General features: G+C 67.5%; 15 protein-coding genes. 13 read left to right on the top strand and 2 right to left on the bottom strand.

What is annotated here, in order from left to right:
- The coding region (lptM, locus tag AC07Y4_RS17670; protein ID WP_495274874.1) for an LPS translocon maturation chaperone LptM at window positions 1–232 on the bottom strand (232 nt) is incomplete at its 3' end.
- Between the two features lie 12 nt (window positions 233–244).
- Here lptM and cyaY point away from each other — a divergent pair.
- Entirely contained in the window at window positions 245–577 is a 333-nt protein-coding gene (gene cyaY / locus AC07Y4_RS17665; protein WP_062471779.1) for an iron donor protein CyaY, read from the top strand.
- A 24-nt stretch (window positions 578–601) separates the two neighbouring features.
- Here the strand turns inward: cyaY and AC07Y4_RS17660 are convergent, their stop codons facing one another.
- Window positions 602–3,013, bottom strand: coding sequence for a penicillin-binding protein 1A (locus tag AC07Y4_RS17660; protein ID WP_493196025.1), 2,412 nt, complete (start codon window positions 3,011–3,013; stop codon window positions 602–604).
- 251 nt (window positions 3,014–3,264) lie between these two features.
- Between AC07Y4_RS17660 and AC07Y4_RS17655 the strand changes: the two genes are divergently transcribed.
- Genes AC07Y4_RS17655 through AC07Y4_RS17600 form a run of 12 tightly spaced genes read left to right on the top strand, consistent with a single transcriptional unit; the run spans window position 3,265 to window position 14,698 of the window.
- Window positions 3,265–4,344, top strand: coding sequence for a pilus assembly protein PilM (locus tag AC07Y4_RS17655; RefSeq protein WP_062471776.1), 1,080 nt, complete (start codon window positions 3,265–3,267; stop codon window positions 4,342–4,344).
- Window positions 4,341–4,961: a PilN domain-containing protein gene (locus tag AC07Y4_RS17650; protein ID WP_070059948.1), complete on the top strand. Its 621-nt coding sequence runs from the start codon at window positions 4,341–4,343 to the stop codon at window positions 4,959–4,961. Before AC07Y4_RS17655 ends, AC07Y4_RS17650 begins: the two co-directional genes overlap by 4 nt.
- A 6-nt stretch (window positions 4,962–4,967) precedes the next feature.
- A complete protein-coding gene (locus tag AC07Y4_RS17645) occupies window positions 4,968–5,648 on the top strand; it encodes a type IV pilus inner membrane component PilO (RefSeq protein WP_070059947.1) in 681 nt (226 codons plus the stop codon).
- Complete coding sequence (locus AC07Y4_RS17640; protein WP_062471766.1) at window positions 5,645–6,187, top strand: pilus assembly protein PilP; 543 nt, start codon at window positions 5,645–5,647, stop codon at window positions 6,185–6,187. The genes AC07Y4_RS17645 and AC07Y4_RS17640 overlap by 4 nt, the downstream gene beginning before the upstream one ends.
- Entirely contained in the window at window positions 6,184–8,328 is a 2,145-nt protein-coding gene (locus tag AC07Y4_RS17635; protein WP_495274873.1) for a type IV pilus secretin PilQ, read from the top strand. The genes AC07Y4_RS17640 and AC07Y4_RS17635 overlap by 4 nt, the downstream gene beginning before the upstream one ends.
- Before the next feature lie 23 nt (window positions 8,329–8,351).
- Entirely contained in the window at window positions 8,352–8,900 is a 549-nt protein-coding gene (locus AC07Y4_RS17630; RefSeq protein ID WP_495274872.1) for a shikimate kinase, read from the top strand.
- Between the two features lie 33 nt (window positions 8,901–8,933).
- The gene (gene aroB, locus AC07Y4_RS17625; protein ID WP_495274871.1) at window positions 8,934–10,058 is read left to right on the top strand and encodes a 3-dehydroquinate synthase; all 1,125 of its coding nucleotides are present in this window, start codon (window positions 8,934–8,936) and stop codon (window positions 10,056–10,058) included.
- 28 nt (window positions 10,059–10,086) lie between these two features.
- On the top strand, window positions 10,087–11,223 hold the full coding sequence (locus AC07Y4_RS17620; RefSeq protein ID WP_495274870.1) for a deoxyguanosinetriphosphate triphosphohydrolase: 1,137 nt from the start codon (window positions 10,087–10,089) through the stop codon (window positions 11,221–11,223).
- Entirely contained in the window at window positions 11,220–12,500 is a 1,281-nt protein-coding gene (locus tag AC07Y4_RS17615) for an MFS transporter (protein ID WP_495274869.1), read from the top strand. Before AC07Y4_RS17620 ends, AC07Y4_RS17615 begins: the two co-directional genes overlap by 4 nt.
- Complete coding sequence (locus tag AC07Y4_RS17610) at window positions 12,497–13,072, top strand: DUF1415 domain-containing protein (RefSeq protein WP_495274868.1); 576 nt, start codon at window positions 12,497–12,499, stop codon at window positions 13,070–13,072. Before AC07Y4_RS17615 ends, AC07Y4_RS17610 begins: the two co-directional genes overlap by 4 nt.
- 14 nt (window positions 13,073–13,086) lie before the next feature.
- A complete protein-coding gene (locus tag AC07Y4_RS17605; RefSeq protein WP_495274876.1) occupies window positions 13,087–13,968 on the top strand; it encodes a class I SAM-dependent methyltransferase in 882 nt (293 codons plus the stop codon).
- A 28-nt stretch (window positions 13,969–13,996) separates the two neighbouring features.
- Complete coding sequence (locus AC07Y4_RS17600) at window positions 13,997–14,698, top strand: transposase (RefSeq protein WP_495274867.1); 702 nt, start codon at window positions 13,997–13,999, stop codon at window positions 14,696–14,698.
- Window positions 14,699–14,813 lie beyond the last annotated feature (115 nt).

Below are 14,813 nucleotides of genomic sequence, written 5' to 3'. Positions count from 1 at the left end.
GGGCGCTGCTGGCTGCGGCGGGCTTGGGGGCCGCTTCGTTGTCGGAGGCTTTGGAGCCGCCGGGGGTGAGCAATTGGGGCAAGGTGGCGCGCTGGGCGGCCGCCGGATCGGTCGGCAGATAGAGCGCGCCGCGCTGTCCGCACGCCGCAAGGCCCGCCGCGCTGGCGGCAAGGCAGACCATGAGCGCGGTGCGGGCGCGAGCGCTCACTAGAATTTGGCGAACATTCAACATGCTGAAATTGTAATGACCGACACCGAGTACATGGACCGCGCCGAGGCGGCGCTTGCTGCCATCGAGCAGGGCTGCGACCGCATCAACGACGCGACCGACGCCGACATCGACAACCAGCGGGTCGGCGGGATGATCACGATGTCGTTTCGCAACGGCAGCCAGCTGATCGTGAACCTGCAGAAGCCGCTGCAGGAAATCTGGCTGGCGGCACGCTCCGGCGGCTACCACTACCGGCACGACGGCCGGGTGTGGGTGGACACCAAGACCGGGGAAGAATTCTTCGGCAACCTGTCGCGTGAAGCGACCCTGCAAGCGGGGCAGCCGCTGGTGTTCGCGGCGGCCTGAGCCGCCGCGCTCCGTCTTTCTTGATCAGTTCCTGAACAGGTCGAGGATGCGGTTGCGCTCCTCGGGCGGTGCAGGCGCGCTGATCGCCGGGCCACTCAGGGCTTCGGCCGGTGCCACCGGCGCGGAAGATTCCACGCCCAGGCTCGACACGCCGCGGCCCGGCGCGTAGTCGTCGTAGTACCACTCGCCGCCGACGCTCACGATGCCCGAAGGCGGCGTGGTCGACAGGTCGGTCACGGGCACGCCCTTGAGGGCGGTTTCCATGTAGTTGATCCAGATCGGCAGGCTCAGGCCGCCGCCGGTTTCGCGGTCGCCCAGGTTGCGCGGCGTGTCGTAGCCGATCCACGAGATCGCCGTCATGGTGGGCTGGAAGCCCGCGAACCAGGCGTCGAGCGAGTCGTTGGTGGTGCCGGTCTTGCCGTAGAGGTCGGGGCGCTTGAGCATCGCCTGCGCCTTCGCGGCCGTGCCGGCGCGCGTGATGGACTGCAGCAGCGTGTCCATGATGAAGGCGTTGCGCTGCGGGATGGCGCGCGACGCTTCGTTGAGCAGTGGCGGCTGGACGTCGACCAGCACGCGGTCCTTGTGGTCGGTGACGCGGGTCACGAGGTACGGATTCACGCGGTAGCCGCCGTTGGCGAACACCGAATAGCCCACCGCCATCTGCATCGGCGTGACGGCACCGGCACCGAGCGCCATCGGGAGGTAGGCGGGGTGCTTGTCCTTGTCGAAGCCGAAGTTGGTGATCCAGTCTTGCGCGTAGCGCGTGCCGATGGATTGCAGGATGCGGATCGACACGAGGTTGCGCGACTTCATCAGCGCCGTGCGCATCGACATCGGACCGTCGAAGCCGCCGCCGTAGTTCTTGGGCTCCCAGGGCTGGCCGCCGGTGGTGCCGGCGTCGAAGAACAGCGGGCCGTCGTTGATGACCGTGGCGGGGGTGAAGCCCTTTTCGAGCGCGGCCGAATAGATGAAGGGCTTGAAGCTCGAGCCCGGCTGGCGCCACGCCTGCGTGACGTGGTTGAACTTGTTCTTGCCGAAGTCGAAGCCGCCGACCAGTGCCTTGATGGCGCCGTCGCGCGGGTCCATGGCCACGAACGCGCCTTCCACCTCGGGCAGCTGGGTGATTTCCCAGGTGCTCTTGGGCGTCTTCGCGACGCGGATCACGGCGCCGCGGCGGATCTTGATGTTGGGCGGTGCCTTGTCCGACAGACCGGACTGCGCGGGCTTGAGGCCGTCGCCCGTGATCTGCACGGCGTCGCCGTTGGCGCGGATGGCCTGGATTTCCTTGGGCGTGGCCTTGAGCACCACGGCCGCCATGACGTCGCCGTTGTCGGGGTGGTCGTTCAGCACGTCGTCCACCGCTTCGTCGAGCTCCTTGGGATCGTTCGGCAGGTCGATGAACTTCTCGGGGCCGCGATACACCTGACGGCGCTCGTAATCCATGATGCCCTTGCGCAGCGCCTTGTAGGCCGCGGCCTGGTCGGCGGCGACCAGCGAGGTGTAGACCTTGAGGCCGCGCGTGTAGGTGCTGTCGCCGTACTGGGCGTACATCAGCTGGCGCACGGTTTCGGCCACGTACTCGGCGTGCAGGCGGTTCGGGTCGGCGGCGTCGCGCAGGTGCAGCTCTTCCTTCTTGGCCTCGGCCGCCTGCTCGGCGGTGATGAAGCCGGCCTCCTGCATGCGGTCGATCACGTAGAACTGGCGCCCACGCGCGCGCTGCGGGTTGTTGACCGGGTTGTTCGCGCCGGGCGCCTTCGGCAGGCCGGCGAGCATGGCGGCCTGGGCGATCGTCATCTCGGACAGCGGCTTGCCGAAGTAGGCTTCGGAAGCGGCCGCGAAACCGTAGGCGCGGTTGCCCAAGTAGATCTGGTTCAGGTAGATCTCGAAGATCTGGTCCTTCGTGAGCAGGTGCTCCAGCTTGAAGGTCAGCAGCACCTCGTAGATCTTGCGGGTCAGCGTCTTCTCGGAGCTCAGGTAGACGTTGCGGGCCACCTGCATCGTGATGGTGGAAGCGCCCTGGCTCTTCACGCGGTTCAGGTTGGCGAGGCCGGCGCGCACCAGCCCCTTGTAGTCGACGCCGCCGTGGTCATAGAAGCGCGCGTCTTCGGCGGCCAGGACGGCGTCCTTCACGACCTTGGGGATCGCGGCGATGGGGGTGAGGTTGCGTCGCTCTTCCCCGAACTCGCCGATCTGCGTGCCTTCGGCGGAGAACACGCGCAGCGGCAGCTTGGGTCGGTAGTCGGAGAGTTCCGAGATGTCCGGCAGGTTGGGATAGGCCACTGCCAGGGCCACGGCCACCACGCACAGGATGGAAAGCAGGCCCGCCGCAGCGATGCCCGCCCCCCAGAACACGAAACGCAACAGCCATTTCAGCCAGAAGGGGCGTTCGGGTGGAGGAGTCTTGGCGCGCCCTTTCGGGCTGGAAGTTTCTTGCATGGGGGCCCGGAGAGTCACCGGACATTATAAAAAGCCGCCCCCCCGGCGCCTCCGGATCTTTGTTACCTCGCGCATTCCCTCTCCAGGGGCTAAGCAGAAAGTTACAGAATGCGGCTTTGACGTCACGTTTTGACAACGGTTGTCGGTTCCGGGCTTTCTGCACGCTTGGTGGGCGCTGTGCCTGCTGCTAGCATGCAACCGAACGCATATTTTTCCATTGGTTACAAATAACAGGGGGAGAGGGACCTAACTTGGCTGCTCTTGGATCATTGTTTCGTCGTCAGAACGCCCCCCTGCTGGGACTGGACGTCAGTTCGTCCAGCGTGAAGCTGGTGGAGCTCGGCCGTGAGGCCAGCGGCAAGCTGGTTCTGGAGCGCTGCGCCATCGAACCGCTCGAACGCGGCTGGATCACCGACGGCAACGTCGAGAAATTCGACGAAGTCGCCGAAGCCGTGCGCCGCGTCGTGCGCAAGAGCGGCACCAAGACCCGCAACGTGGCGCTGGCGCTGCCGCCCTCGGCGGTCATCACCAAGAAGATCATTCTCCCGGGCGGGATGAGCGAGCAGGAGCTCGAGATCCAGGTCGAATCCGAAGCCAACCAGTACATCCCGTTCTCGCTCGATGAAGTGAGCCTCGACTTCTGCGTGACGGGACCGAGCACGACCTCCGTCGGCGACGTGGAAGTGCTGATCGCCGCCTCTCGCAAGGAGAAGGTGCAGGACCGCGAGGGCCTGGCGGAAGCCGCGGGCCTGAAGGCCATGATCCTCGACGTCGAGTCGTATGCCTCGCGCCTCGCAACCGCACGCCTGATCGAGCAGCTGCCGGGCAAGGGCGTGGACGCCATCGTGGCGCTGTTCGAAGTCGGTGCCTTCACGACCAGCATGCAAGTGCTGCGCAACCAGGAAGTGCTGTACGACCGCGACCAGGCCTTCGGCGGCGCTCAATTGAGCCAGCTGATCGTGCGCCAGTACGGTTTTTCCGCAGAGGAAGCCGAAGCGAAGAAGCGCAGCGGCGACCTGCCCGACGACTACGGCTCGGGCGTGCTCAAGCCCTTCGTCGAAAGCATCGCGCAGGAAATCGCGCGCGCGTTGCAGTTCTTCTTCACCAGCACGCCGCACAACCGCGTCGACTACGTGCTGCTGGCGGGCGGCTCGTCGTCGCTGCCGGGTCTGACCAATGCCGTGACCCGCCAGACCTCTTTTGCCTGCTCGCTCGTGAATCCGTTCGACGGCATGGACTTCGGCCCCAGCATCCGCGAGAAGAAGGTCCGCCGCGAAGCGCCTTCCTATCTGACCTCCTGCGGCCTGGCCATGCGGAGGTTCCTGCAGTGATCCTGATCAATCTGCTTCCGCACCGCGAAGCCGCGCGCAAGCGCCGCCGCGAGGCCTTCTACGGCACCCTGGGTGGTGCCGCGCTGCTGGGTGCCCTGATCGCCGGCCTCGGTTACCTGTGGTTCGAGGCCCAGATTTCGGCTCAGCAATCGAAGAACGGCTTCCTTCAGGCCGAGATCAAGAAGCTCGAAGTCGAGATCAAGGAAATCTCAACACTGCAGGAAGAAATCGCAGCCTTGCGCGCGCGCCAGCTGGCCGTGGAAGACCTGCAAGGCGACCGCAATCTGCCCGTGCACCTGCTCAACGAACTCGTCCGGCAACTGCCCGACGGCGTCTATCTCACCAGCATGAAGCAGGAGAACCAGACCGTGACCCTGCAAGGCATGGCGCAGTCGAACGAGCGCGTGTCGGAGCTGCTGCGCAACCTCGGCAACAACAGCCCCTGGCTGGTGAAGCCCGAGCTGGTCGAAATCACCTCGGCCAATGTGAACCTGAGCCAGCGCGACCAGCGCCGCGTGGCGAACTTCACGATGCGCATCGGCCTCAAGCGGCCCACCGACGCCCAGAAGGCGGAGGCCGAGAAGGCCTTGGCCGCCAAGGCGCAGGCGAAGGGGTAATCGATCATGGCCATCAGCAACCGATCCCTCCCCAAAGTCGACGTCGCCACCGCATTGCGCAACTTCGGCGACCAGTTCCGCGGACTGAATCCGAACGATCCTTCCATGTGGCCGGCGGTGCCGCGCTACGCGCTGTGCTTGGCCGTGTCCGCGCTGGTGTTGGCGGGCCTGTGGTTTGTCTGGCTCACGAACTCCAACGACGAGCTCGAAGCCGAGCGCGCCAAGGAAGTCACGCTCCGGACCGACTACCAGAAGAAAGTGGCGCAAGCCGCCAACCTCGACCTGCTGAAGAAGCAGCGCGAGCAGGTGCAGCAGTACGTGATCCTGCTCGAGAAGCAACTGCCCAGCAAGGCGGAAATGGACGCGCTGCTCTCGGACATCAACCAGGCCGGCCTCGGCCGCAGCCTCCAGTTCGAACTGTTCCGTCCTGGCCAGGTGTCGGTCAAGGATTACTACGCAGAGCTGCCGATCGCCGTGCGCGTCACGGGCCGCTACCACGACATGGGCGCCTTCGCGGCCGACGTGGCCAGCCTGTCGCGCATCGTGACGCTCAACAACGTGACCGTCACACCGCAGAAGGACAAGGACGTGCTGACGATGGACGCCACCGCGCGCACCTACCGCTACCTCGACGAAGACGAGCGGGCCGCCCAGAAACGCGCCACGGCGCCGAAGGCGAAGAAATGAAGCCGGTCGCCAAAGTCCTGTGGCTGGCACTGGCCACGCTGGGCCTGAGCGCCTGCGGCGATTCCGACCAGGAAGACCTGCAGCGCTGGATGGTCGAGCAGCGCGCGCAGGTGAAGCCCTCTGTGCCGCCGATCTCCGAACCCAAGAAGTTCACGCCGCAGGCCTACACCGAGGCGTCGTCGTTCGAGCCCTTCAACATGCTGAAGCTGACCCAGGCGCTGCGCCGGGAGTCGAACCAGCCGAGCACGTCCGAGCTGATCGCGCCGGAGCTGGCGCGCCGCAAGGAAGCCCTCGAAGCGTTCCCGCTCGACACGATGGCGATGGTCGGCAGCATGAACCGCAACGGCCAGCCGGTGGCGCTCGTGCGTGTGGACAAGCTGCTCTACAAGGTGCGCGTCGGCGAGTACCTGGGGCTCAACTACGGGCGCATCACCCGTATCAACGAAACCGAAGTCGCCCTGCGCGAGATCGTGCAGGACGCCGCGGGCGAATGGATTGAACGCGTAGCCACGCTGCAGTTGCAAGAGAGTGCGAAATGAACCATAAAAAATCAACGATGGCACAGTGGCTGCGCGCCGCCGGGCTGGGTCTGCTGGCTTTCGGTGCCCTGGCCGTCGCCCATGCGCAAAACGCAATCGAGTCGGTGACGAGCTCGACCCAGTCGGGCGCGGAAGTGATCCGCATCGACCTGGCCCAGCCGCTCACCGCCGTGCCTGCCGGGTTCTCGGTGCAGACGCCGGCGCGCATCGCGCTGGACTTCCCGGGCGTGACGAACGCCATCGGGCGTTCGGCCATCGAGGTGAACCAGGGCAACCTGCGCTCGGTCAACGTGGTGCAGGCCGGTGACCGCAGCCGCGTGGTGCTGAACCTGAAGCAGGCCACGGCGTACAAGGCCGAGATCCAGGGCAAGTCGCTGCTGGTGGTGCTCGAGCCGGTGGCCGGGACGGCGCCCGCCGCTTCCGCGGCGACCACTTTCGCCGAGAACCGCAACCGCGACACGCTGCCGTTGCGCGACGTCGATTTCCGCCTTGGCGCCGACAACACAGGCCGCGTGCTGGTCGACCTGCCGAACAACCAGGTCGGCGTCGACGTGAAGCAGCAGGGCAAGAGCCTGGTCGTGGAATTCACCAAGTCGACGCTGCCCGAAGGCCTGCGCCGCCGCCTCGACGTGGCCGATTTCGGTACGCCGGTGCAACTGATCACCTCGCAGCAATCGGGCGATCGCGTGCGCATGACGATCGATGCCAAGGGCGACTGGGAGCACAGCGCCTACCAGAGCGAGAACCAGTTCGTGGTGGAAGTCCGCGCGCGCAAGGTCGACCCGAGCAAGCTCACGCAAGGCGTCGGCTACAACGGCGAGAAGCTGTCGCTCAACTTCCAGAACATCGAGATCCGCTCGCTGCTGCAGGTGATCGCCGACTTCACGAACTTCAACATCGTGACCTCCGATTCGGTCAGCGGCGCACTGACGCTGCGTCTGAAAGACGTGCCCTGGGACCAGGCGCTCGATATCATCATGCAGGCGAAGAACCTGGGCATGCGCAAGAACGGCAGCGTGCTGTGGATCGCGCCCAAGGATGAGATCAACGCCAAGGAAAAGCTCGAGTTCGAAGCCAAGGCGGCGATCGAGAACCTGGAGCCGCTGCGGACGCAGTCGTTCCAGCTGAACTACACGAAGGCCATCGCTATTGCGCAGGGGCTGACGGGGACCGGTGCATCGGCAGGTGGTGGCGGCAGCGGTGGTACGACCTCGCGCATCCTGAGCCCCCGCGGCAGCGTGATCGCCGAATCGCGGACCAACCAGCTGTTCGTGTCCGACATTCCCTCGCGCCTGGCCCAGGTCACCGACCTGATCCAGAAGCTGGACATTCCCGTCCGCCAGGTGCTGATCGAGGCGCGCATCGTGGAAGCCTCGGACACCTTCGGCAAGTCGCTCGGCGTGCGGATGGGCGGCGGTATCTCCCGCGAACGCGTCGCGTCAGCCAACGGCAATCCGGCCTACGGCACCTTCGGCGTCATGCCTGCCACCACCAACGCCGGCGGCGTCGGCGGCGCAGCAGCCACCTGGACCAACTCCAACTTCATCAACCTGCCCGCCGGCGACGCTGGCGGCACCGGCAACGCCGCAGGCACCTTCGCGATCTCGCTGTTCAACTCGAGCTTGTCGCGCATGCTGAACCTCGAGATCTCCGCCCTCGAAGCCGACGGCAAGGGCAAGCTGGTCTCCAGCCCCCGCGTCATCACGGCCGACCAGACCAAGGCGCTGATCGAGCAGGGCGAAGAAATCCCGTACCAGCAGGCCACCTCCAGCGGCGCGACCTCGATCTCGTTCCGCAAGGCGGTGCTGAAGCTCGAAGTCACGCCGCAGATCACGCCAGAGGGCAACATCATCCTGACGCTGGACGTGAGCAAGGACGCCCGCGGCGTCAACACCTCGGCGGGCCCGGCCATCAACACCAAGCACGTGCAGACCGAGGTGCTGGTCGAGAACGGCGGCACGGTCGTCATCGGTGGTATCTTCGAGCTCACCGAAACCAATGACGAATCGCGCGTGCCGGTGCTGGGTGAAATCCCCTACATGGGGGCATTGTTCCGCAAGCGCGAACGCGTTGCCAACAAGACCGAAATGCTCGTCTTTATCACCCCGAAGATGATTACCGACCGCAACGCCGCGCGCTGACGCGCGGGCGTAGCAGCCACCGCGTGGCGGTCGCACTTGTCGGGTTGCCCGGCGCCGGAAAGTCCGCAGTGGGCCGGCGGCTGGGCGCTCGGCTGAACACTCCCTTCATCGACACCGATCACGTGATCGAGCAGCGCATCGGCTGCACGATCCGTGATTTCTTCGATCGCGAGGGCGAAGCCGCCTTCCGCGACATCGAGCAGGCGGTCATCGCCGACCTGGCCGCCCTCCCCCACGGCGTGCTGGCGACCGGCGGTGGCGCCGTGCTGCGCGAGGCCAACCGCCAGCAGCTGCGCGACCATTTCCACGTCATCTACCTGCGCTCCTCGCCCGAAGACCTGTTCCGGCGCCTGCGCCACGACGTCAAGCGCCCGCTGTTGCAGGTGGCCGATCCGCTGGGCCGGCTGCGCGAACTGCACGATGCGCGCGACCCGTTCTACCGGGAAACCGCCCACGACGTGGTCGACACCGGCCGGCCGTCGATTGCGGTGCTGGTCAACCTCATCGTGATGCAGCTCGAACTGGCCGGGGTGGTCGAACCCGGCGCCCATCCGGAAGAGCCCTCGGACTGACCCCGGCAGGCCCGAGCGCCTAAACTCGCGGCCATGTCCTTGCCTGTTTCGCCCGCACTTTCCGCCCCGCCAAAGCCCGAACGCGTCGAGATTCAGCTCGGCGAGCGCAGCTACCCGATCCTGATCGGCGGAGGTCTGCTGGAAGACCCCGCCAGCTTCGGTGTCGTTCCCGCGGCTGCCAGCGCGCTGATCGTCAGCAACACCACCGTGGCGCCGCTCTACGCCCAGGCCTTGCGGACCGTGCTGGCCAAGCGCTTTCGCACGGTCCACCTGCTCGAGTTGCCCGACGGCGAGGCATACAAGAACCTCGAGACCCTCAACCTGATCTTCGACGCCCTGCTGGGCCACGGCAGTGACCGCAAGACGGTGCTGTTCGCGCTCGGCGGCGGGGTCGTGGGCGACATGACCGGCTTCGCCGCCGCCAGCTACATGCGCGGCGTGCCCTTCGTGCAGGTGCCGACCACGCTGCTGGCGCAGGTCGATTCCTCGGTGGGCGGCAAGACGGCCATCAACCACCCGCTGGGCAAGAACATGATCGGCGCGTTCTACCAGCCGCAGCTCGTGCTGTGCGACCTGGACACGCTGCAGACGCTGCCCCCGCGCGAACTGAGCGCCGGTCTGGCCGAGGTCATCAAGTACGGCCCGATCTATGACATGGCCTTCTTCGACTGGATCGAGTCGAACATCGAAGCGCTGGTGGCGCGCGACCCGGCCGCGCTGGCCCATGCCGTGAAGCGCAGCTGCGAGATCAAGGCGCTGGTGGTCGGCCAGGACGAGCGCGAGACCGGCCTGCGCGCCATCCTCAATTTCGGCCACACCTTCGGCCATGCCATCGAGTCGGGCCTCGGCTACGGCGAGTGGCTGCACGGCGAGGCTGTCGGCTGCGGCATGGTCATGGCGGCGCAGCTGTCGCAGCGCCTCGGCGGCGTCGACGCGGCCTTTGTCGCGCGGCTCACCCGCCTGATCGAGCGCGCCGGCCTGCCCACCGTGGGACCGGCGCTGGGCGCCGAGCGCTACCTGGAGCTGATGCGCGTCGACAAGAAATCGGAAGCCGGCGAGATCCGCTTCGTGGTGATCGACCGGCCTGGCTCCGCCGTCGTGCGCAGCGCGCCCGACGCGATGGTGTGCGACGTGCTCGCGCAGTGCTGCGCGGCATGAGCGCGGCGCGGCGCGCGGAGATCCGGCTGTGAGCCTTGCGGCGTACGCCTGCCACCCCGCGCGTTCGCGCGGACGGCGCCACGTGGAGCCGCCCGCGCCCACGCGCGACGCCTTCCAGCGCGACCGCGACCGCATCGTCCACTCCACGGCCTTCCGCCGGCTGGTCTACAAGACCCAGGTGTTCCTCAACCACGAGGGCGACCTGTTCCGCACGCGGCTCACGCATTCGCTCGAAGTCGCGCAGCTGGGCCGCTCCATCGCACGCGCCCTGCGGCTCAACGAAGACCTGGTCGAGGCGATCGCGCTGGCCCACGACCTGGGCCACACGCCCTTCGGCCACGCGGGCCAGGACGCGCTCAATGCCTGCATGGCCGAGCACGGCGGCTTCGAGCACAACCTGCAGAGCCTGCGCGTGGTCGATGCGCTGGAGCACCGCTACCCGCAGTACGACGGCCTGAACCTCAGCTTCGAGACCCGCGAAGGCATCCTCAAGCACTGCTCGCGCGCCAACGCCGAACGCATCGAGGCCACTGAGCCGCAGGGCGTGGCCCGCCGCTTTCTCGACCGCACGCAGCCGGGGCTGGAGGCACAGCTGTGCAACCTGGCCGATGCCATCGCCTACAACGCGCACGACATCGACGACGGCGTGCGCTCGGGCCTCATCAGCGTCGAGCAATTGACTGATGTGGAACTGTTCGAACGCTACCGCCGCGAAGCGCTGGCCGAGCATCCGCACCTGCAAGGCCAGGGCCGGCGCGTGCTCTATGAAACCATCCGCCGCATGCTCAGCGCGCAGGTCTACGACGTGATCGACACGACGCGTGCGGCCATCGAGGCGCTGGCGCCCGCCGATGCCGACGCCGTGCGCCGTGCGCCGCCGCTGGTGGCCTTCAGCGGCGTCATGCAGGCGCAGTCGGAGGCGCTCAAGCAGTTCCTGTTCCGCAACCTCTACCGCCACCCGCAGGTCACGCAGACCACCGACCAGGCGAGCGAGGTCGTGCGCGGGCTGTTCGACGCCTACCTGGCGCGCGGCACCGAGATGCCCGCTTCGTACGCCGAGCGCCGCGACCGGCATCGCGCCGTGGCCGACTACATCGCCGGCATGACCGACCGCTTCGCCATGCGCGAGCACGAGCGGCTGACTGGCCGGCGGGGCATCGCATGACGGCGGCCGTGCGCTCGAGCAGTGCGTCGGCCCGCGTGCCGGCCGCGGCTTTCGCCGTCGTGTTGGGCGGCGTCAGCGCCGCGCTGCACCTGGGCAAGCTGCCGCCCGCCGTGCCGGCGCTGCAGGCGTCGCTCGGCATCGACCTGGTTGAAGCCGGTTTCCTGCTCTCGCTGGTCCAGGTCGCGAGCATGACGCTCGGCTTGCTGGCTGGGCTCGCCGCAGACTCCATCGGCCTGCGGCGTAGCATGCTGGTCGGGCTGGCGGTGCTGACGACGGCCAGCCTGCTCGGAGGTGCCGTCGGCGCCGGCCTGCTGGGCGGATCGCATGCGGTGCTGTGGCTGTTCGTGCTGCGCGCGGCCGAAGGCATCGGCTTCCTGATGGCGGTGATGCCCGGCCCGGGACTCATCCGTGCACTGACGCCGGCGGGCGCCGACAAGGCGGCGCTGGGCCTGTGGGGCGCCTACATGCCGTTGGGCGTGGCGCTGGCGCTGCTCATCGGTCCGGCCCTCATCGGCTGGGGCGGCTGGGCCGACTGGTGGTGGACGCTGTCGCTGGTGTCGGCGGGTGCGGCACTCTGGGTGTGGCTGGCGGTGCCGCGCGACCGGCCCCGCACGGCCGGCGCGAGCCTGCAGCCCGCATCGTCCGGTTGGGCGTCGCGGCTGCGCGAGACGGTCGGCGCGCGCGCGCCGTGGCTGGTCGCGTTGACCTTCGCCGTGTACTCGTCTCAGTGGATGGCCGTGATCGGTTTCCTGCCCGCGATCTATGCCGACGCCAAGGTGCAGGCCGCCTGGAGCGCGGTGCTGACCGCGCTGGCCGCGGCGATGAACATCGTCGGCAACCTCATGGGTGGCCGCTGGCTGCAGCGCGGCGTGGCGCCCGAGCGCCTGCTGCAATGGGGTTTCCTAGCCATGGCGCTGGGCGGTGTCGCCGCCTTCGCGCAGGTGGGGCAGGGGGCCGAGGCACTGGGCCTGCCGCCCGCGCTGCGCTATGCCGCGATCTGCGCCTTTTCGCTCGGCGGCGGCATGGTGCCGGCCACGCTGTTCCTGCTGGGCGTGCGGCTGGCGCCGGGGCCGAGCACCGTCTCGACCACCGTCGGCCTGATGCAGCAGGCGTCATCGCTCGGCCAGTTCCTGGCGCCGCCGGCGGTGGCCTGGCTCGCGCACCGCGTCGGTGGCTGGCATTGGACCTGGACCGCCACGCTGGCCTGCTCGCTCGCCGGCATGGCGGTCGCCGCGCGCCTCGGGCGCATCCGCCGACTGACGGAGGCCACGGTATGAGCGACCCGACGGTCATCGACGCCGCGCAGGCCGAAGCCGACACCCGCCGCTGGCTCGAACGCGCCGTGATCGGCCTCAACCTGTGCCCCTTCGCCAAGGCGGTGCATGTGAAGGGGCAGATCCACTACGTCACCTACCTCGACACCCACGAAGGCCGCCTCATCGAAGCGCTGCTGGCCGAAGCCCGCGCGCTCGTGGCGCTCGACGCCGAGGTGCGCGACACCACCTTGCTGATCGTCCCTCACGCGCTAGCGGACTTTCTCGACTTCAACGATTTCACCGAGCGCGCCGAGCGCAAGCTCGCCCGCGCGGGCTTCGACGGCGTGCTGCAGCTCGCCAGCTTCCATCCGCATTTCCAGTTCGCCGGCACCGAGGCCGACGACATCACCAACGCCACCAACCGCGCGCCGTACCCCACGCTGCACCTGCTGCGTGAAGACAGCATGGACCGCGCGGTCGAGGCCTTTCCCGAGGCCGAGGCGATCTTCGAGCGCAACATCGAGACGCTCGAAGCCCTGGGCCCGGCCGGCTGGACCGCGCTCGATGTCGGCCCGGGAAGCGCCACGCCATGAACAACAAGAACACCATGCCCCGTCCCGCGAAAGCCCACCCCACCAACAAGGCTGCGAAGGCCGAAGCCGAATTGGCCGAAGTCCTGCGCCCGGGCCAGTCCGTCGAGCTGCTCAAGGAGCTGCACATCCTCACGCGCGAAGGCCGGCTCAACCAGGATTCGCGGCGCAAGCTCAAGCAGGTCTATCACCTGTTCCAGTTCATCGAGCAGTTGTTGCGCGAGCTGCCGGGCGAGGGCGCCGAGGCCACGCTGGCCGACCACGGGGCGGGCAAGTCGTACCTCGGCTTCATCATCTACGACCTGTTCTTCCGCGCGCGGCAGGGCGGCCATGTCTACGGCATCGAGACGCGCAGCGAGCTGGTCGAGCGCTCTCGTGCGCTGGCGCAGCAGCTGGGCTTCGGGCGCATGTCGTTCCTGAACCTCACCGTGGCCGAGTCGGCGCAGGCGAGCGAATTGCCGGCGCAGATCGACGTGGTCACCGCGCTGCACGCCTGCGACACCGCCACCGACGACGCCATCGCCTTCGGCCTCGCGAAGAAGGCGCGCTGCATGGTGCTGGTGCCTTGCTGCCAGGCCGAAGTGGCGGCCTGCCTGCGCGAGACCAAGGCGCTGGCCCTGTCGCGCACGCCGCTGGCCGAGCTGTGGCGCCATCCGCTGCACACGCGCGAGATCGGCAGCCAGCTCACCAACGTGCTGCGCTGCCTGTACCTGGAAGCCAACGGCTACAACGTGACCGTCACCGAACTGGTCGGCTGGGAGCACAGCATGAAGAACGAGCTGATCCTGGCGCGCTACACCGGCCAGCGCAAGGCGAGTGCGGCGACGCGGCTGCGCGAGCTGCTGGCGCAGTTCGGGCTTGACACGCTGGGCGACACACGCTTCCGCCTGACGGACTGAGTATTCGGACGGCGTCGTCCACGTCCCCATGGCCCGTCTCCCCCGTCTCACGCTGGCCGGCATGCCGCACCACGTGATCCAGCGCGGCAACAACCGCCAGCCGATCTTCGTCGACCGCGCCGACCACGAGAAGCTGCTAGGCCTCTTGGCCGAGAACGCCGCGCGCTTCGGCATCGCGCTGCACGCCTACGTGCTGATGGACAACCACTTCCACCTGCTGGCCACGCCCGACAGTGCCACGGGCCTGCCGCAGTTCATGCAGTCGGTCGGGCGCAGCTACGTGCGCTACTTCAACGACCGCCATGGCCGTAGCGGCACCTTGTGGGAAGGGCGCTACAGATCGACCCTGATCCAGACCGAGCGCTACCTGCTGACCTGCATGGCCTACATCGACCTGAATCCGGTGCGCGCCGGCATGGTCACCGAGGCGCGCGACTTCCCGTGGTCCAGCCACGGCCACTACGCCGGCCTGCGGCAAGACCGGCTGCTGACGCCGCATCCGCTGTACTGGGAGCTCGGCAACACGCCCTTCGCACGGGAGGCGGCGTATGCCGAACTGGTGCGTGGCGGGGTTCGCGCGGCCGATCAGCAGGCCCTGACCGAGGCCACCTTGCGCGGCTGGGCGGCCGGCGACGACGGTTTTCTGGACGCGTTGCAGAAGTCCACCGAGCGCCGCGTGATCAAGGCCAAGGCCGGTCGGCCGCCTGCGCCCGCCAAAGATTCGGACTGAAAGCGGCCGAAAGCCGCACCTTTGTTGGGGATCATGCTTCTATTTTTAATATGTCCCCAATTTAATTCTGACAAGAAAACTCAAGATTTAATAGGAATCTGACCCCCATTAAAGT

This window comes from Variovorax sp. GW460-12-1-14-LB1 (assembly GCF_059423605.1).
The sequence above is the reverse complement of the archived record's forward strand: the minus strand, read 5'-3'. Positions and strand labels throughout refer to the sequence as shown.